Source organism: Methylobacterium sp. GXF4 (assembly GCF_000272495.1).
GTDB classification, from domain to species: Bacteria; Pseudomonadota; Alphaproteobacteria; order Rhizobiales; family Beijerinckiaceae; genus Methylobacterium; species Methylobacterium brachiatum.
Window position 1 is genome coordinate 57,263 of sequence record NZ_AKFK01000079.1, and the last position, 17,566, is coordinate 74,828.

20 protein-coding genes are annotated in these 17,566 nt (G+C 70.9%); 16 read left to right on the forward strand and 4 right to left on the reverse strand.

Features of this window, described 5'->3' with window-relative positions; genetic code table 11:
• Positions 1 to 16: 16 nt before the first annotated feature.
• Complete coding sequence (locus WYO_RS22085) at positions 17 to 682, forward strand: HAD family hydrolase (RefSeq protein ID WP_007566638.1); 666 nt, start codon at positions 17 to 19, stop codon at positions 680 to 682.
• Between the two features lie 190 nt (positions 683 to 872).
• Positions 873 to 1,079: a hypothetical protein gene (locus WYO_RS22090; RefSeq protein ID WP_007566640.1), complete on the forward strand. Its 207-nt coding sequence runs from the start codon at positions 873 to 875 to the stop codon at positions 1,077 to 1,079.
• A gap of 21 nt (positions 1,080 to 1,100) precedes the next feature.
• On the opposite strand, the gene WYO_RS22095 is transcribed toward WYO_RS22090, so the two are convergent.
• Together WYO_RS22095 and WYO_RS22100 are read right to left on the reverse strand one after the other, a co-directional pair.
• Complete coding sequence (locus WYO_RS22095) at positions 1,101 to 1,361, reverse strand: hypothetical protein (RefSeq protein WP_244424268.1); 261 nt, start codon at positions 1,359 to 1,361, stop codon at positions 1,101 to 1,103.
• A gap of 161 nt (positions 1,362 to 1,522) precedes the next feature.
• Positions 1,523 to 1,852 carry a hypothetical protein gene (locus WYO_RS22100; RefSeq protein WP_230365162.1) on the reverse strand — a complete coding sequence of 110 codons (330 nt, stop codon included), beginning with the start codon at positions 1,850 to 1,852 and terminating at the stop codon, positions 1,523 to 1,525.
• A 412-nt stretch (positions 1,853 to 2,264) separates the two neighbouring features.
• Between WYO_RS22100 and WYO_RS22105 the strand changes: the two genes are divergently transcribed.
• On the forward strand, positions 2,265 to 3,188 hold the full coding sequence (locus WYO_RS22105) for a DUF6328 family protein (RefSeq protein WP_007566646.1): 924 nt from the start codon (positions 2,265 to 2,267) through the stop codon (positions 3,186 to 3,188).
• A gap of 84 nt (positions 3,189 to 3,272) precedes the next feature.
• Here WYO_RS22105 and WYO_RS22110 read toward each other — a convergent pair whose 3' ends face one another.
• Complete coding sequence (locus tag WYO_RS22110) at positions 3,273 to 3,647, reverse strand: DUF6481 family protein (protein ID WP_007566648.1); 375 nt, start codon at positions 3,645 to 3,647, stop codon at positions 3,273 to 3,275.
• Between the two features lie 470 nt (positions 3,648 to 4,117).
• Between WYO_RS22110 and WYO_RS22115 the strand changes: the two genes are divergently transcribed.
• From WYO_RS22115 to WYO_RS31935, 11 genes are all read left to right on the forward strand, one after another.
• A complete protein-coding gene (locus WYO_RS22115; protein ID WP_007566650.1) occupies positions 4,118 to 4,588 on the forward strand; it encodes an ureidoglycolate lyase in 471 nt (156 codons plus the stop codon).
• Between the two features lie 177 nt (positions 4,589 to 4,765).
• On the forward strand, positions 4,766 to 4,960 hold the full coding sequence (locus tag WYO_RS22120; protein ID WP_007566652.1) for an AtzG-like protein: 195 nt from the start codon (positions 4,766 to 4,768) through the stop codon (positions 4,958 to 4,960).
• On the forward strand, positions 4,957 to 6,354 hold the full coding sequence (locus WYO_RS22125) for an AtzE family amidohydrolase (RefSeq protein ID WP_007566653.1): 1,398 nt from the start codon (positions 4,957 to 4,959) through the stop codon (positions 6,352 to 6,354). The genes WYO_RS22120 and WYO_RS22125 overlap by 4 nt, the downstream gene beginning before the upstream one ends.
• On the forward strand, positions 6,354 to 6,737 hold the full coding sequence (hpxZ, locus tag WYO_RS22130) for an oxalurate catabolism protein HpxZ (RefSeq protein WP_007566655.1): 384 nt from the start codon (positions 6,354 to 6,356) through the stop codon (positions 6,735 to 6,737). The genes WYO_RS22125 and hpxZ overlap by 1 nt, the downstream gene beginning before the upstream one ends.
• A gap of 108 nt (positions 6,738 to 6,845) precedes the next feature.
• Entirely contained in the window at positions 6,846 to 8,468 is a 1,623-nt protein-coding gene (locus WYO_RS22135; RefSeq protein WP_039903723.1) for an ABC transporter substrate-binding protein, read from the forward strand.
• 200 nt (positions 8,469 to 8,668) lie between these two features.
• Entirely contained in the window at positions 8,669 to 9,622 is a 954-nt protein-coding gene (locus WYO_RS22140) for an ABC transporter permease (protein WP_007566658.1), read from the forward strand.
• Positions 9,623 to 9,636: 14 nt separating this feature from the next.
• Positions 9,637 to 10,566 (forward strand): ABC transporter permease, encoded by a 930-nt coding sequence (locus WYO_RS22145; RefSeq protein ID WP_007566660.1) that lies wholly within the window; start codon positions 9,637 to 9,639, stop codon positions 10,564 to 10,566.
• Positions 10,563 to 11,618 (forward strand): ABC transporter ATP-binding protein, encoded by a 1,056-nt coding sequence (locus WYO_RS22150; protein WP_007566662.1) that lies wholly within the window; start codon positions 10,563 to 10,565, stop codon positions 11,616 to 11,618. The genes WYO_RS22145 and WYO_RS22150 overlap by 4 nt, the downstream gene beginning before the upstream one ends.
• Before the next feature lie 8 nt (positions 11,619 to 11,626).
• Entirely contained in the window at positions 11,627 to 12,652 is a 1,026-nt protein-coding gene (locus WYO_RS22155) for an ABC transporter ATP-binding protein (RefSeq protein ID WP_007566664.1), read from the forward strand.
• Positions 12,653 to 12,747: 95 nt separating this feature from the next.
• Positions 12,748 to 13,995: a hypothetical protein gene (locus WYO_RS22160; protein WP_007566666.1), complete on the forward strand. Its 1,248-nt coding sequence runs from the start codon at positions 12,748 to 12,750 to the stop codon at positions 13,993 to 13,995.
• Positions 13,996 to 14,008: 13 nt separating this feature from the next.
• Complete coding sequence (locus tag WYO_RS31935; protein ID WP_081497021.1) at positions 14,009 to 14,629, forward strand: hypothetical protein; 621 nt, start codon at positions 14,009 to 14,011, stop codon at positions 14,627 to 14,629.
• A 22-nt stretch (positions 14,630 to 14,651) separates the two neighbouring features.
• Here WYO_RS31935 and WYO_RS22175 read toward each other — a convergent pair whose 3' ends face one another.
• Positions 14,652 to 16,133 carry a PLP-dependent aminotransferase family protein gene (locus tag WYO_RS22175; RefSeq protein ID WP_007566670.1) on the reverse strand — a complete coding sequence of 494 codons (1,482 nt, stop codon included), beginning with the start codon at positions 16,131 to 16,133 and terminating at the stop codon, positions 14,652 to 14,654.
• A 93-nt stretch (positions 16,134 to 16,226) separates the two neighbouring features.
• Between WYO_RS22175 and WYO_RS22180 the strand changes: the two genes are divergently transcribed.
• Positions 16,227 to 16,853 carry an FMN-binding negative transcriptional regulator gene (locus WYO_RS22180; protein WP_007566672.1) on the forward strand — a complete coding sequence of 209 codons (627 nt, stop codon included), beginning with the start codon at positions 16,227 to 16,229 and terminating at the stop codon, positions 16,851 to 16,853.
• Complete coding sequence (locus WYO_RS22185) at positions 16,850 to 17,566, forward strand: GNAT family protein (RefSeq protein ID WP_007566674.1); 717 nt, start codon at positions 16,850 to 16,852, stop codon at positions 17,564 to 17,566. Before WYO_RS22180 ends, WYO_RS22185 begins: the two co-directional genes overlap by 4 nt.

Sequence of the window (17,566 nt, forward strand, 5' to 3'; positions counted from 1 at the left end):
CGCCAGGAGGGCCATGATGCGCGCCGTGATCTTCGACATCGATGGAACGCTGCTCGACAGCGTCGACCTGCACGCCCAGGCCTGGGTGGAGGCCTTCGCGCATTTCGGCGTCGAGACCGACGCCGCGAAGGTCCGCAGCCAGATCGGCAAGGGCGGCGACGAGCTGATGCCGGTGTTCCTGCCGCCCGAGCGGATCGAACGCGAGGGCAAGGAGATCGAGAGCTACCGCTCGGATCTGTTCAAGCGAAAGTATCTGCCGGAGGTCCGGCCCTTCCCGGCCGTCCGGCCGCTGTTCGAGCGCATCCGCGCGGCCGGCCTGAAGATCGCCCTGGCCTCTTCGGGCAAGGGCCCGGAGGTCGAGCGCTACCAGGAGATCCTGGGGATCGCCGACCTGGTCGACGTCGTGACCAGCTCGGACGACGCGGATCGTTCGAAGCCGCATCCCGACATCTTCGAAGCGGCCGCGCAAAAGCTCGAAGGGTTCGGCAAGGACGAGATGATCGCGATCGGCGACACGCCCTACGACGCGCAAGCGGCCTCGAAGGCCGGGCTGCGCACGATCGGCGTGCTCTGTGGCGGCTTTCCGGAGGCCGATCTGTCCGGCGCGGGCTGCGTCGCGATCTACCGCGACCCGCAGGATCTCCTCGACGGATTCGATCGCTCGCTGCTGGCGACAAGCTGAGCGAGGGCAAAAGCAAGGGGAATCTGGAGCTTCGCGCGCGCCCTCCACGGTTTCCCGTGCTCTGTGTTGCAGTGCGGTGACGGTACACGACGCCGGCTACGCAAATGCGCGAATGGGGCTGGCGCGGTGAGGCCGGAAGGCGTAGCCACCCGGCCGCCATCTGGAACGTCTCAAAGCACGAGCGCCGCGCATGCCCCAGACTCACCAGGCCAGCCCAGCACCGCGTTTCGTGCCTGCGGCCAAGCCCCTGGCCGACCAAATCGCCGAAGCCATTGCGTGCCGGTCGACGCCGCTCAGCCACCTGCTGCGGCTGATGTCGGCGCTGAACGCCGAGGGCGGCAACGAAGCCCTGCGCCACAAGCTGCGCGTCCGCATCGGCGCCCCGCTGGACGCTTAAGCGCGCGTTGCTGGCGGCGCCTCAGCGCCGCCGGTGCCGGCGATGCTTGCGCTTCGGCGCTTGGGCTGCGGCCTGATTCGTCCGGGCCATGCAGGCGAAGTAGATCTGCCGGCCGATCTCTTCGAGTTCCAGTCCCTGAGGATTCGGTGCTGAGAAGACCTTGGCGCGGGCCTCGTTCCGGCAGGCCGCGTCTTCCGGGCTGCGGATCGGCGGCTCGGCCCGAGCCGGCGCGCCGACGATCATTGCAAGCAGCACGGCCGAGACCATTGCGGGGACCCGCATCCTGGCTTGGATACTCAACATACCGGAGCGTATTCCTCGTGAGACCGATCCGCCGAGATAGGGCCGGATCGCTCTGCCGTGAAGCTTCGTCAGACTGCTGGTCCTGGGCGGGACGCCGCCCCGGCTGACCGCCCGTTCGCCGCCGGTCTTGCCGCGCAACTTCAGGGCACGACCCAGAGGCACCGGCCGGACCCCGCAACCGTCATGCATTCGTAGGGCGCCCCGCCGATCAGCGCCCGCTGCTCCACGGTCCCGATATCGGCCTTCGGAATCGTGCGGCATCCCGCTTCCGGTGCCTCGCGCGCTGGACCGGTCGCGGCATCGATTCGGCGGGTGGCGAGCAGCGTCTCGCAGGCGGTGACGGTGCTTCGATCCTGCGCCGCGCCTTGGCTCGCTCCCAATACCGCGATCGGCAGCGCCGCCAGGATGATTCGAGACCGCATCGCTTCCTCGCCGTTGGGATCGATCGTGGGCTGGATCACCGGCCGCACCGCGAAGCCGGCATGCCGGTGCGGCTCTCAACACCGTTCGGCATGAGATAGTTGCGGGGGCTGCCGCTCCGCATGCGCCTGCCGGACCGCCCGGAGCGGACGCGCTCAGTGACGGACCGTCCCCCTCGGCGAAGCCCCGCCATGAGGAGCGCCGTCTGCGAAGCGCGATCATCGCCGTCGAACGGGACAGCCGGTCCACCGGGCGAAGCGGGGAGAGACGATGGCGGCGGATCCGGCTCTTCGGCGACCCCGGCGCCTGGCGACCGGCCGACGGCATCCTGGCGCGCACGCCGGGCGGCCTGGAGACCATCGTGCGCCGCGGCGAACCGGTCGCGCCGCGGACGGTCGAGCCCGGAACCGGAGGCGGCGATCGGCCATTGCCGCATCCAAATCCCATCGAACCGCGTCGCGTATGTCCCTGTCGAAGAAGCTGAAGGTCGGCCTCGACGAGACCCGTATCCTGATCCTGGGCTCGCAGATCCTGCTGGGCTTCCAGCTCCAGGGGGCCTTCCGGCCGACCTTCGAACAGCTGCCGTTTCACAGCCGCGTGGTCTGGGTCGCCACGCTGGGGCTCATCACCCTGGCGGTCGCCCTTCTGATCACGCCGTCGATCCAACACCGGCTGGTTGAGGAGGGCCACGACACCAAGCGCCTTCTGGGCGTGATCCGCCTCTGCGCCGGCCTCTCGCTGGCGCCGTTCGCCCTGGCGCTCGGCGCCGACCTCTTCCTCGCGGCGGAGCCGGTCCTCGGGACCGGGTTGGCCGCGTCCATCGGCATCGTCGCCGGCCTCACCGCGCTGCTGTTCTGGTACGGGCTGCAAGCGCTGACGGCCCGCACCACCGGCAAGCAGGAGCGCACCATGACGAGCGCCGAACCGGAGCACGAGCACACGTCGCTGGAGACGAAGATCGAGCAGATGCTCACCGAGGCGCGCGTGATGCTGCCCGGGGCCCAGGCGTTGCTCGGCTTCCAGCTGGTCATCATCTTTTCGGAGACGTTCGAGGCCCTGCCGTTCACCGCGAAGCTGATCCACCTCGTGGCCATCGGCTTCCTCGCCCTGACGGTGATCTGGCTGATGGCGCCTGCCGCCTTCCACCGCGTGGTCTATGCAGGCGAGGACACGCCCGACCTCCACAGGCTGGGGACCCGCTTCCTGCTCGCCGCGAGCGTGACCCTGGCGCTCGGCATCGCGGCCGATCTCGGCGTCGTCGTGGCGACGATCCTGAAATCCGGCGCGGCGGGCATGGTCGCGGCCGGCATGTCCCTCGTCGTGCTGAGCGGCCTCTGGCACGTGTATCCGGCGCTGCTGCGCAGGCGGCGCACGCTGCGGGCCTGAGGCGCCAAACGACAACGCCGCCCGCCTGGGGGCGGACGGCGTTCGAGCGCGTGATCGATCTGCGCCGGGACCGGCGCGGCAGCTTCAGCGCTTGGCTTTGGCCTTGCGGGCGGCGTAGCGGGCGTCGCGCTGCGCCTTCTTCATGGCGAGTTCGGCGGCCTTGCGCTCCTGGGCGGCGGCGAGTTCGGCAGCTTCGCAGGCGAGGCGCGCAGCGAGTTCGGCCTCCTCGCGCAGACGCTTCTCCTCGGCGGCCTTCCGCTCGGCGGCGATCCGGGCGGCCTCGCGCTCGCGGGCGCGCTCTTCGCGGGCCTGGACGATCGCGGCCCGGGCCTTCGCCTTGGCGATCACCTCGGGGTCATCGGCCGGCGGGCGGGACTTGAACTTGGCCAGCAGGGCGGCCTTGGCGTTCTGCGAGTGCTGGCGGCGGTCGTCGAAATTCCGGTAGTCGAATGCGCTCATCTGACCTTTCTCGGTTGGGTACGTCACGCGTCTTGCGGGGACGACCGGCTACGCCGGTCACGTACTGAGACTGCGGGTTCCGCGACCGTCCCCGGGCCCCGGAACCGCACCGATCCATCGGCGCTGCCGATGGTCCGACCCGAGCGCTCGGCTCACGCTGGAGCGCTCGGGTCGGACCATGTCTGGAAAAAACGGGACAGCCCTTAGACCCAGCCTCCCCCAAGACGCAATCGGGTCTGCGTGCTGAGATGGCGGGTAACGCGACAATCCACGTCGACTCTGTAAAAGTTTTACCCGACGATGCTGAAAAACCTCAGCCCGACGGTGAAATCGTCGGTTGCCGGGTGGGTCGAGCCGCAGGCTCGTTTCAATGCAAGTCAGGTAGGTCGCACGCGCTTGAACGGCAAGACCGGCGGCGCGGCACGATTGCCGCAGCGGCCGGCGGGAGCAAACGAGAGCCAGGAGTGGCGATGCGTATCGTGACGACCTCCGAGATTACGGCCGAAGCCTTCGCGCCCTACGGTGAAGTCCTGGCCGCGCCGGTGACGGAGCCGAGGCAGGATCACGCCGGTCGAATCCAGAACGCGCGCCCGACGGCCCGCGCCAATCTCGCCCTGGTGCGCAGCGACCCGTTCGACCGGCTGATGCCGCTGCGCCGTCTGGAACAGCACCGTCACTCGAACCAGGCGTTCCTGCCGCTCTCCGTCGAGGCCTATCTCGTGGTCGTGGCGCCGGACCGCGACGGCAGTCCCGACGAGGATCGGATCCGGGCCTTTCGCGTCCCGGGCCATATCGGCATCAACTACCGGGCGGGCGCCTGGCACGCGCATATGATGACCCTGCGCGAACCGGGGGTGTTCGCCATGCTGGTCCACGAGGACGGCACCGAGGCGGATTGCAGCTTTGCGCCGATCGCACCTCTGACGCTCGCCCTGCTGTGAATTGCCCAACAGATAGGCATTTACTTCATCAGGCTCGAACTCTTCCGGTTCGGTCGGGAATTTGCGCAAAAATTAGGCACCACGAGATTTGCCACGGCCGGAGCGGTCAGGCGCGTTCGGCACGATGCCTGCAAACGGCGAAAGCCGGCTGTCCGAATAGCCGGTGTGAGGATCGCGATGCCTGAGACGCCCCCGCCATTCGACCCGGATGCCTACGCGGCGCTCGCCGCCCCGCTTCTCGGGCTGGCGCTCGATCCGGCCTGGATGCCACCCATCACCGCGAACCTGCGTGTCCTGGCGGCGGCGGCCGAGCTCGTGGCCGGCTTCCCGCTCCCCGACGCGGTCGAGGCGGCACCGAGGTTCGAGGCATGAGCGGGCCTGCCATCCCTGATGCCACGACCATCGCCGCCGCGATTGCGGAGCGCCGTTCGAGCGCCCGGGAGATCGTCGTGGCCACCCTCGACCGGATCGCCCGGCTCGACGGGCGGGTGGGCTCCTTCACCGACGTGCTGCCGGAGCGGGCGCTGGCCCGCGCCGACGCGATCGATGCCGCGATCGGTCGCGGCGAGGCGATGGGCCCGCTCGCCGGGGTGCCCTTCGCGGTGAAGAACCTGATCGACGTCGCCGGCCTGCCGACCCGCGCCGGATCGAAGATCAACCGGGACCGGCCCCCGGCCGCGCGCGACGGGACCGTGGTGCGGCGCCTGGAGGCCGCCGGGGCGATCGTGGTCGGCGCGCTCAACATGGGCGAATATGCCTACGACTTCACGGGCGAGAACGTCCACGACGGCGACGCCCACAATCCCCACGCCCTCGACCATATGACCGGCGGCTCGTCCGGAGGCTCCGGCGCGGCTCTGGCGGCCGGGCTGGTGCCGCTGACCCTCGGCTCCGACACCAACGGCTCGATCCGGGTGCCGGCGGCCTTCTGCGGCTGTTTCGGGATGAAGCCGACCTACGGGCGGATCAGCCGGGCCGGCAGCTTCCCCTTCGTCGGCAGCCTCGACCATCTCGGCCCGATGGCCCGCAGCGTCGCCGACCTCGCCCTCGCCTACGACGCCCTGCAAGGCCCGGATCCCGAGGATCCGGTCGCCACCATTCGGGCGTCCGAGCCGGCCTCCCCCGGCCTGGAAGCCGGGATCGGCGGCCTGCGCATCGCGGTGGCGGGCGGCTACTTCGCCCGCGGCGGCGACCCGGAGGCGTTCGCCGCGGTCGCCCATGTCGCCGAGGCGCTCGGCGCGAGCCGCACGGTCGAGCTCCCCGAGGCCCACCGCGCCCGGGCCGCGGCCTACCTGATCACCGCGGCCGAGGGCGCGACGCTGCACCTCGACCGCCTGCGCACCCGGCCGCAGGATTTCGACCCGGCGGTGCGGGACCGGCTGATCGCCGGGGCGATGATCCCGGCGCCCTTCGTCGAGCGCGCCCAGCGCTTCCGCCGCTGGTACCGCGACGCGGTGCTGACGCTGTTCGACGGAATCGACGTGATCCTGGCGCCGGCGACGCCCTGCCGGGCGCCGAAGGGCGGCCAGACGCACTTCGTCATCGACGGCGTGACCCTGCCGGTGCGGGCCAATATCGGGCTGTTCACCCAGCCGATCTCGTTCATCGGCCTGCCCGTGGTGGCGGTACCCGTCCGGCTCGATGCCGGGCTGCCGCTCGGCGTCCAGGTCATCGCCGCGCCCTGGCGCGAGGATCTTGCCCTGCGGGTCGCCCGCCAGCTCGAGCGGGACGGGATCTGCACGGCCCCCGTGGCGGAGCTCGGCTGATGGTCATCGACGATCCCGCCGTGAAGGCCGAGGTCGAGGCCGCGTTCCGGGCCTACGAGGTCGCGCTCACCACCAACGACGTCGCCACCCTGGAAGCCCTGTTCCGGGACGATCCCCGGACCATCCGGTACGGCATCGGTGAGAACCTCTACGGCATGGAGGCGATCCGGGCCTTCCGGCGGGCGCGCTCGCCGGTGGGCCTGGAGCGGGTGCTCGCCCGGACGGTGATCACCACCTACGGGCGCGACTTCGCCACCGCCATGACCCTGTTCACCCGGGACAACGCCCCCGGCAAGACCGGCCGCCAGAGCCAGACCTGGGTGCGCTTCCCCGAAGGCTGGCGGGTGGTCGCCGCCCATGTGAGCGTGATCGCGGCGGACTAGCTTTCGCCGGCCCCGTGCATGGGCCGGAACCGGTTGGCCGCGGGCTTGCATACGGTCCAGCGTATTCCGGGCCCGCCCTCCCGGACCAACGCGAGTCCCCGATCCGACATGCTGTCTCGTCTGAAAACTCTCAGTGCCCGTGCGGCGCTCGCCGGCGCCCTCGCGCTCTCCGCGAGCACCGCGGCCCTCGCGCAGGGCACGCTGCGGATCGGCATGACCGCGTCCGACATCCCGCTGACCACCGGCCAGACCGACAATGGCGGCGAGGGCATGCGGTTTCTCGGCTATACGGTCTATGACGGCCTGATCAATTGGGACCTGTCGAGCGCCGAGCTGGCCTCCGACCTCGTGCCCGGCCTCGCCACCAGCTGGACGGTCGACGCCGCCGACAAGACCAAGTGGACCTTCAAGCTCCGGCCGGGGGTGAAATTCCACGACGGCTCCGACTTCACCGCCGACGCGGTGGTGTGGAACCTCGACAAGCTGCTGAAGTCCGACGCGCCGCAATACGATCCGCGCCAATCCGCGCAGGGCAAGACCCGCATCCCGGCGGTCGCCACCTACAAGGCGGTCGATCCGCTGACGGTCGAGATCGTCACCAAGGCGCCCGACGCGACGCTGCCCTACCAGATCGCCTGGATCATGATGTCCTCGCCCGCGCAGTGGGAGAAGGTCGGCAAGTCCTGGGACGCCTTCGCCAAGCAGCCGTCGGGCACCGGCCCGTGGAAGCTGACCCTGTTCGCGCCCCGCGAGCGCGCCGAGATGGTGCCGTTCAAGGAATACTGGGACACGAACCGGGTGCCCAAGCTCGACAAGCTCGTGCTGGTGCCGTTGCCCGAGGCCAATGCCCGGGTCGCCGCGCTCCGCTCCGGCCAGGTCGACTGGATCGAGGCGCCCGCGCCCGACGCCGTAGCCTCGCTCAAGGGCGCCGGCTTCACCATCGTCACCAACGCCTACCCGCATAACTGGACCTGGCACCTGTCCCGGGTCGAGGGCTCGCCCTGGAACGACATCCGGGTCCGGAAGGCCGCCAACCTCGCCATCGACCGCGACGGCCTGAAGGAGCTGCTCGGCGGCCTCGCGATCCCCGCCAAGGGCTTCATGCCGCCCGGCCACCAGTGGTTCGGCCACCCGACCTTCGACGTGACGTACGATCCGGAGGCAGCCAAGAAGCTGCTCGCCGAGGCCGGCTACAGCCCGGCCAAGCCCCTGAAGCTCAAGGTCGCGATCTCGGCCTCGGGCTCGGGCCAGATGCAGCCGCTGCCGATGAACGAGTTCGTCCAGCAGAACCTCGCCGACGTGGGCATCCAAGTCGATTACGAGGTGGTCGAGTGGAACACGCTGATCAACATCTGGCGGGCCGGTGCCAAGGCCGACATCTCCCGCGGCGTCTCGGCGATCAACTATTCGTACTTCATCCAGGACCCGTTCACCGGCTTCATCCGCCACCTGCAGAGCAACTTCGCCCCGCCGAACGGCACGAACTGGGGCTATTACAGCGACCCGGCGATGGACAAGCTGTTCGACCAGGTCCGCAACACCTTCGACAAGTCTGAGCAGACGAAGGTCCTGGAGAAGGTCCACGAGAAGTACGTGGACGATGCGCTGTTCATCATGATCACGCACGACGTGAACCCGCGGGCGATGAGCCCGAAGGTGAAGGGCTTCGTCCAGGCCCAGAACTGGTTCCAGGATTTTTCCAAGATCACCATCGCGACGGCGGGGCGGTAGCACCACCGACTCCCTCCCCCCACTGCGGGGGAGGGTACCTGCGAAGCAGGGGGGAGAGGGGCAGCGCGACGATACGGGTTTCAGCGCCCAGCGCGTCCTGTCCGGAGGCGTCGCTTCCCTCTGCCGACCCCTGCTGATGCAGGGGCCACCCTCCCTCGCAGAAGGGGGAGGGGGATTTTCCGGCCACGGTAAGGCACCCGATGCTGATCTACATCCTCAAACGCCTGGTCTACGTGACGCCCGTGGCATTCGGCGTAAGCCTGGTCTGCTTCATGCTGGTCCATCTCGCGCCGGGCGATGCCCTGAGCGCAGTGCTGCCGGCGGACGCGACCCAGGAGACCATCAACGAGATGAAGACCGCCTACGGCTTCGATAAGCCGTTGCCGGTCCAGTACCTGATCTGGCTGTGGCATGTGCTCCACGGCGATCTCGGCACCTCCATCGCCACCGGCCGGCCGGTGCTCGGCGAGGTCAGCCGCGCGGTGGTCAACTCGCTGATCCTCGCCTCGGTGGCGACCGTGATCGGCTTCACCTTCGGAACGCTGTTCGGCTTCGTGGCCGGCTACCACCGCAACTCGGTGGCCGACCGGGCCGCCTCCGCGCTCTCGGTCTTCGGCGTGAGCGTGCCGCATTACTGGCTCGGCATGGTCCTGGTGATCGTGTTCTCGGCGACGCTCGGCTGGCTGCCGCCCACCGGCGCCGGGCCCGACGGCTCCGGCAACTGGCGGCCCGATTTCGACCATCTGCGCTACCTGATCCTGCCGGCGGTGACGATGTCGGTGATCCCCACCGGCATCATCGCCCGGACGGTCCGCGCCCTGGTGGCCGACATCCTGGCCCAGGACTTCGTCGAGGCCCTGCGCGCCAAGGGCATGGACGAGTTCGGCGTGTTCAAGCACGTCGTGCGCAACGCCGCCCCGACCGCGCTGGCGATCATGGGCCTGCAGCTCGGCTACCTGCTCGGCGGCTCGATCCTGGTCGAGACCGTGTTCGCCTGGCCGGGCACCGGCTTCCTGCTCAACGCCGCGATCTTCCAGCGCGACCTGCCCCTGCTCCAGGGCTCGATCCTGGTGCTGGCGATGTTCTTCGTCGTCCTCAACCTGCTGGTGGACGTGATGCAGACCGCCCTCGACCCGCGCATCGAACGCGCCTGACCCGGAGGCCGATGATGAACGCACCGATCACCGCATCCGCCATGGCCCTCGACGGCGGCGTGCTCGCCCCGAGCGACGTCGCTCCCGAGGCGGCCTTCGTCCCGTCCCGCGGCTTCTGGGGTCATGTCGGCCACCGCCTGGTGCGCGATCCCGTGGCCATGGGCGCCGGCGCTCTGATCCTGCTCATCGTGGTGATCGCGATCCTGGCGCCCTGGATCACCCCGATGGACCCGTACAAGGGGTCGATGCTGCGCCGGCTGAAGCATGTCGGCGATGCCACCTACTGGCTCGGCTCGGACGAGCTCGGGCGCGACATGATCAGCCGTCTGATGCTGGGCGCCCGGCTGTCGCTGTTCATCGGGGTCACCCCGGTTCTGATCGCCTTCGTGATCGGTTCCGCCATCGGCATCCTGGCCGGCTATGTCGGCGGCTGGCTCAACACGATCCTGATGCGCACCATCGACGTGTTCTTCGCCTTCCCGTCGGTGCTGCTGGCGATCGCCCTCTCCGGGGCGCTGGGTGCCGGCATCTTCAACTCGATCGTGTCGCTGACCTGCGTGTTCGTGCCCCAGATCGCCCGGGTCGCCGAGAGCGTCACGACCGGCATCCGCAAGCGCGACTACATCGACGCGGCCAAGCTGTCGGGCGCCTCGCCGCTGACGATCATGCGGGTGCAGGTGCTCGGCAACGTCGTCGGGCCGATCTTCGTCTACGCCACCAGCCTGATCTCGGTCTCGATGATCCTGGCCTCGGGCCTGTCGTTCCTCGGCCTCGGCGTGCGCCCGCCGGAGCCGGAATGGGGCCTGATGCTCAACACCCTGCGCACCGCGATCTACGCCAATCCGGTCGTCGCGGCCCTGCCGGGCGTGTGCATCTTCGTCGTCTCGATCGCCTTCAACCTGTTCTCGGACGGCCTGCGCGCCGCGATGGAGATCCGCCAGTGAGCGTCATCCCGAGCGCCCCCGACCCGTTCGCCCGCGACCGCGGCGGACCGGCCCAGCCGCTCCTGTCGGTCTCGGGCCTCTACAAGCACTTCCCGGTCCGCAAGGCCGGGGGCAAGAAGCAGGTCGTGCGTGCCGTCGACGGCGTCGATTTCAACGTCCTCAAGGGCGAGACCCTGGGCATCGTCGGCGAATCCGGCTGCGGCAAGTCCACCACCGCCAAGCTGCTGATGGGCCTGATCGAGCGCGATTCCGGCACCCTTCTGTATGACGGCCAGGCCGTGGGCGAGCGGGCGATGCCGTGGCGGTCCTACCGCCGGCAGGTCCAGATGGTGTTCCAGGACAGCTACGCGTCGCTCAACCCGCGCATGACCGTCGAGCAGTCGATCGCCTTCGGCCCCAAGGTCAACGGCGTGCCCGGGCGCGAGGCCGTGGAACGCGCCCGCGCCCTGCTGGCCCGGGTCGGCCTGGAGCCGAAGCGCTTCGCCGGCCGCTACCCGCACGAGATTTCCGGCGGCCAGCGCCAGCGGGTCAACATCGCCCGCTCGCTCGCCCTGGAGCCGCGGCTGGTGCTGCTCGACGAGGCGGTCTCGGCGCTCGACAAGTCTGTGGAGGCCCAGGTGCTGAACCTGCTCCTCGACCTCAAGGCCGAGTTCGGCCTGACCTACATCTTCATCAGCCACGACCTGAACGTCGTGCGCTTCATCTCCGACCGCGTGATGGTGATGTATCTCGGCCGGGTCTCGGAGATCGGGCCCTCCGATACGGTGCTCGACGCGCCGGCCCATCCCTATACCGAGGCGCTGCTCGCCTCGATGCCGTCGCTGGATCCGGACAACCGCACCCAGGCCGCGCTTCTTCAGGGCGACCCGCCGAACCCGATCGACCCGCCCCGCGGCTGCCGGTTCCACCCGCGCTGCGGCCTCGCCGAGCCGATCTGCGGGGACAAGGAGCCGCCGCTCGACGCCGTCGGGCCGCTGCACCGGGTCGCCTGCCTCGCCCGCCAGCCCGGCTCCGGCCACTCTGCCGCCCCGACCCGGGCGCTCGCGGCATGAGCGCCCGGATGTCGAACCCCGAACCCGCCGTCACCCTCGAGAACCTGCGCGTCGCCTTCGGCAAGGTGCAAGTCGTAGACGGCGTCGACCTGACCGTGGAACGCGGGCAGGCGATGGCGCTCATCGGCGAATCCGGCTCCGGCAAGAGCGTCACCCTGCGGGCGATCCTGCGATTGTTCCACGAGGGACGCAGCCGGATCGAGGGCAGGATCCTGGCGGCCGGCCGGGACGTGCAGGCGCTGAGCAAGCGCCAGCTCGCCGATTTCCGCGGCGGCGACGTCTCGATGATCTTCCAGGAGCCGCTGCTGGCCTTCGACCCGGTCTACACGGTCGGCCGCCAGATCACCGAGGCGATCCAGCGCCACGAGAAGATCTCCGGCGAGGACGCCCGCAAGCGCGCGCTCGCCCTGTTCGAGCGGGTGCGGATCCCGAGCCCGGAGCGGCGGCTCGACAATTACCCGCACGAGATGTCGGGCGGGATGCGCCAGCGGGCCATGATCGCGCTCGCGCTCGCCTGCCGGCCGCAGGTCCTGCTGGCGGACGAGCCGACCACGGCGCTCGACGCGACGGTGCAGATCCAGGTGCTGCTGCTCCTGCGCGAGCTTCAGCGCGACCTCGGCCTGTCGATCATCATCGTGACCCACGATCTCGGCGCGGCGGTCGAGGTCGCCGACCGGATCGCCGTGATGTACGCGGGCAAGATCGTCGAGACCGGGACAGCCCATCAGGTCGTGCTCGACCCGCACCATCCCTACACGATCGGCCTGCTGCGCAGCCGGGCGGAGGGGGCGCTGGCCAAGGGCTCCCGCCTCCAGACGATCCCGGGCAGCCCCCCCGACCTCGCCAACCGGCCCCCGGGATGCCCGTTCGCGCCGCGCTGCTTCCTGGCCGAGGACCAGTGCCGCCGGGAAATGCCGCCGGTGGCCGAGATCGCCCCCGGTCACAGGGTGGCCTGCTGGCGGACCGAGGACGCCGCGGCGGCCTACCGGGCCGGGCCGACCCCGGTGCGTGCGGCGGAGCCGGTCCCGGCCTGAACCCCGGAGTCGACGCGTCCGCGCGAAGCCTTTATCCGGCATCGCGCGGCTTTCAGGCGGCGGATCACCGTGCGACCGGCCGCCCGAGCATCGCGATGAGCCCATCCGCCTCCGAGATCGTCCTGGTTCCCCGCGGGGAGGCCGGCCATTTCCTGCCGGCGGCGCTGGGCTGGTTGGGCAAGCCGATCACCGTCACGGCCCATCCGGGCGCGGCCAACCACATCCTGTGCCTGCCGGTTCTGGACTTCGTCCGGCTCGGCTTCCCGGAGGCGAACGGGCGGCTCGACCTCCTCGAGCCCGGCGACGTCGAGAACCTGCGCTCCGGACGGGCGGCCCTGCTGCTCGACCTGTCGAACGAGGGGCCGGGCCTCCACGCCCCGACCTTCGAGGCCTTGCACCGCAACCTGAAGGGTCTCGGCATCCCGCGGGCGCAGGTCATCCTAGTCAGCCAGAACCGGGCGCTCCGGCTCGATTACGAGCAGCTCTACGGCGAGGGCCTGCGTTTCTGGACCTTCGACTTCTTCCCGCTCCAGGTCGCCCTCTGGCTCGACGACGAGGCCGGCCCGAGGCTCTTCTCCCAGCATCCCCTCGACCGGACCGGCTACGCGCCGCTCGCTCACGCGACCGGACCGGCCCGGTTCCTCTGCCAGAACGCGGCCCTGCGCTGGCACCGGGTGCTGCTCTACCGCTGGTTCCAGATCCAGCGCCTCGACCGCGACGGCCTGATCTCGTTCCATGGGATCGGCGCGGACAACCCGAAGGCGGGTGGCATCGACGTGTTCCACGCCCCGCCGGAGATCGCGGACGCCTTCGGGCCGCTGCTCGCGGATGTCGGCACCTGGATCCCAAGGCAGGCGCGGCGGATCGATACACCGGCGCCGGGCGGCGACATGGTGCTGACGCTCGATACCCAGGCCTATGCGGCGTGCGACCTGACCATCATCTCCGAGACGGATTTCTTCGAGCTCGGCGTCGAGCGCGTCACGGAGAAGTCGCTGAAGGCCGCTGCCATGGGGCTGCCCTTCGTGATGGTGGGGGCGCCCCGCGCCGTGGCGCTCCTGTCGGAACTGGGCTTCCACACCTTCGGCAGCCTGGTCGACCACCATTACGACCGGGTCACCGACCCGATCGAGCGCCTGCCGGAGGTATTCCGCTCGATCGAGGCGGCCTGGGCCGATTGCCGGCGCGACCGCGCCGCCTGGCAGCGCCGGGCGCGGGAGCAGGCCGAGGCGAATGTCGCGCATGCGCGCCGCGGGCTGCTGCGGCAGCTCGACCGGGTGATGGTCGCGCCCCTGGTGGAGCGGCTCGCCCGGTTCATGGAAACGGGCACCCTCGTGCACTGACCCGCGCCCCGCCGTGATCCTCGAAACCTCGATCGCGCTCCTGCGCTGCACGGCCTGCGACCGCGGCCACTACGTGCCGGTGCGGTTCTGCCCATTCTGCGGGGCCGAGCAGGTACGGCGGAGAGCCGAATCGCCACCGCCACCGCCCGAGGTGCACGCACAGCCCCCGGTGGGCATCCCCCCGGAGCCCCCGCCGCCGCCCGAACCCCCACCCGAGGATCCACCCGCACCGCCGCCGGCCGAGCCTGAACCGGCCCCGCCGAAGCCGGTCTGGACGATGCGCCGGCCCCCGCGGCGGCGCGGACGGCTCGTCCGCCTCCGGCAGGCGGTCCTGGCGCTCGCGGCCATCGTCGGCCTCGCGGCCCTGGCGCTGGCGCGCCGCGACGTCGTCCCGGCCCCGACGCGGGTCGAGGTCGGGCCGGCCTGGACCGCGGTGGCGCTGAAGTCGTTCCGCAGCGTCGCGCTGCTGCGCCTCACCGCGGACGGCGCGTTCAGCCTGCGGCTCGACGGCGAGCGCGTGCAGCGGGTCAGTCCGTCGAGCGGTGCGACCGTGCGGCCCAAGACCCTCCGGAGCCTGGAATTGCGATCCGGCCGCGGCCCGATCACCGTGACGCTGACCCCGCGGGGCGAGTGAGCGGGCGGGATCCGGAGCGGTCTCAGCGGGCCGGCCGCAGCGTCTCGGCCAGGCGCCGCACCGCCGGCTCGATCACCCGCTCGGGCACAGCCGCGTAGCCGAGGAGCAGCCCGGGCTCCGGCGCGCCGGCATGGTAGGCCGAGAGTGCGACCGCGGAGATCCCGGCATCGGCGAGGCGCGCGACGGCTTCGCCATCGTCGCGTGTGGGGGCCCAAGCGGGCCCCGGCCGCGCGATGAGGTGCATCCCACCCTCCATCGGGGCGACGGCCACCACGTCCGCGGCGTGGCGGCGGGCCGCCTCGACCAGGGCCTCCTGGCGCAAAGCGTAGAGCCGCCGGGTCCGGCGCAGGTGGCCGGCGAGGTGGCCGTCCGCGATGAAGCGGGCCAGCGCCCATTGCCCGATGCCCGGGGGTGCCGGCCCGATCTCGGCAAGCGCCCGGTTCACCGGCGCCACGAGCCCGCGCGGCAGGACCAGATAGCTGAGACCGAGCGCGGGCAGCAGGAGCTTGGAGAAGCTGCCGGCATAGATCACCCGGCCGCCGCGATCGAGCGCGCGCAGCGGCGCCAGGGGACGCCCGGCATAGCGGTAGGCGCCGTCGTAATCGTCCTCCACGATCCAGCCCGCGGCGGTTTCGGCCCAGGCCAGGAGGTCGAGGCGGTTCTCCAGGCTCATGGCGTAGCCCAGCGGATAATGGTGGGCCGGCGTCACCACGGCCAAGCGTGCGCCCTGCAGGAGCGGGCCGGCTCCGGCCACCGCGAGCCCGCCGGGACCGACCGGGATCGGGACGGTGCGCAGGCCGGCGCTCGCGAGCGCCAGGGCGATCCCGGGAAAGCCCGGCTCCTCGACGAGCGCCGCCTCCCCGGGATCGAGCAGCAATTCGGCGAGCAGGCGCAGGCTCTGGCGAATGCCCGCCGTGACGATCACGTCGTCGGCCTCGCAGACGACGCCCCGCACCTGCGCGAGATAGGCGGCGATGGCCGCTCGCAGCGCCGGCGCGCCGCGGGGATCGGGCCGCTCAGCCGGTCCATGGCGCCACTCCGCCTGGAGCAGGCGTGCCCAGACCGCGTACGGGAAGGCATCGAGCGCCGGCCGGCCGAGCGCGAAGGCGTCGGGAACGCCCGGACCGGCCATGAACCGCGGGGCCGGTGTCGCGACGCGACGGGCGCCGCGCCGTGACAGGCTCGGCACGACCGCAGGCGCCGGCCGCTGCGCCGGGTCCGATCGCGGCAGGGTGTCGTCCGGCAAGGTCGCGGCGACCCGGGTGGCCGAGCCGGATCGGGCCGTCAGGTAGCCCTCGGCGATCAGTTGCTCGAGGGCGAGCACCACCGTGCCGCGGGCGCAGCCGAGATCGGCCGCCATCACCCGGGAGGCCGGCAGCCGGGCCCCGCGCGGCAGCTGGCGGTCGAGGATCGCCGCGCGCAGGCCCTCGCGCAGCTGGACATGCAACGGCGTCGGTCCGTCCGGATCGAGGCTGACGGGCAGCGGCAGCGGGCCCCGGGCCATGGCGGCAAGCGGTCCAGTCGGATTTCGGAAACCGGACCTTTTGCCTGGTCCGCCCTGCGGTCAAGCAGAGCTGCGCCAACAGGGACAAAGTCGATGTATCAGCCGCCGCACTTCCGGGACGAGACGCGCGCGGCGCAACACGGGCTCATCCGCGCCTATCCGCTCGGCCTGCTGATCACCGGCGGCGCGGCCGGCCTGATCGCCGACCCGGTGCCGTTCCTGCTGGATGAATCCGGCCCGAACGGCACCCTGCGCGCCCATCTCGCCCGCGCCAACCCGCACTGGCAGGCTCTCGCCGAAGCCGAGGAATGCCTGGTCGTGTTCCAGGGGCCGCAGGGCTACGTCACCCCCGGCTGGTATGCGAGCAAGCGCGAGCACGGCCGGGTGGTGCCGACCTGGAACTACGCCACGGTCCACGCCTGGGGCCGCCCCCGGGTGATCGAGGACGCGGATTGGCTGCGCCGCCAGGTTGCCGACCTCACCACCCTGCGCGAGACGCCGCGCGCCGCGCCCTGGGCGGTGGACGATGCGCCGGCACCGTTCGTGGCGGCCCAGCTCCGCGCCATCGTCGGCATCGAGATCCCGATCACCCGTATCGAGGGGAAGTGGAAGATGAGCCAGAACCGACCCGAGGCCGACCGCGCCGGCGTGGTCGCCGAGATGCGGGCTGAGGGCGAGACGGCGCTGGCCGAGATCGTCGCCGAGCGGAGCGGATCATGAGCGCGCGCGTCAACGCCTTCGGTCAGCCGATCGGCCCGGCCCTGCCGGACTGGACCCCGCGTCCGCGGCCGCCGCGGACGCCGATGGCGGGCCGCTTCTGCAGGGTGGTGCCGCTCGATGCCGAGGCTCATGCGGCCGGCCTGTTCGCCACCTACAGCGCGGCGCCCGACCGGCGGAACTGGTCCTACCTGCCCGACGAGATGCCGGAGAGCGAAGTCGAATTTCGCGCCCGGCTCGAAGCCCGGGCGGCGAGCGAGGATCCGCTGTTTCACACGATCCTCGACCCGGCGACCGGCGCCCCGCTGGGGATCGCCTCCTACCTCCGGATCGACCCGGGCAACGGCGTGATCGAGGTCGGCCATCTCCATTTCGGCCCGGGGCTTCAGCGCTCTCCCGCATCGACCGAGGCGATGGCGCTGATGATGGCCCGGGCCTTCGATGAGCTCAGCTACCGCCGTTACGAGTGGAAATGCGACAGCCTCAACGCGCCGTCCCGGGCGGCAGCGCTGCGCCTGGGCTTCACCTTCGAGGGCATCTTCCGTAACGCCGTCGTGGTGAAGGGCCGCTCCCGCGACACGGCGTGGTTCTCGATCACCGACACCGAGTGGCCGCAGGTGCGGGCAGGCTTCGCGGCCTGGCTCGACCCGGCGAACTTCGATGCCGACGGCCGGCAGCTCCGCGGGCTGGCGGAGCTGCGCGCCGCAGCCGGGTGA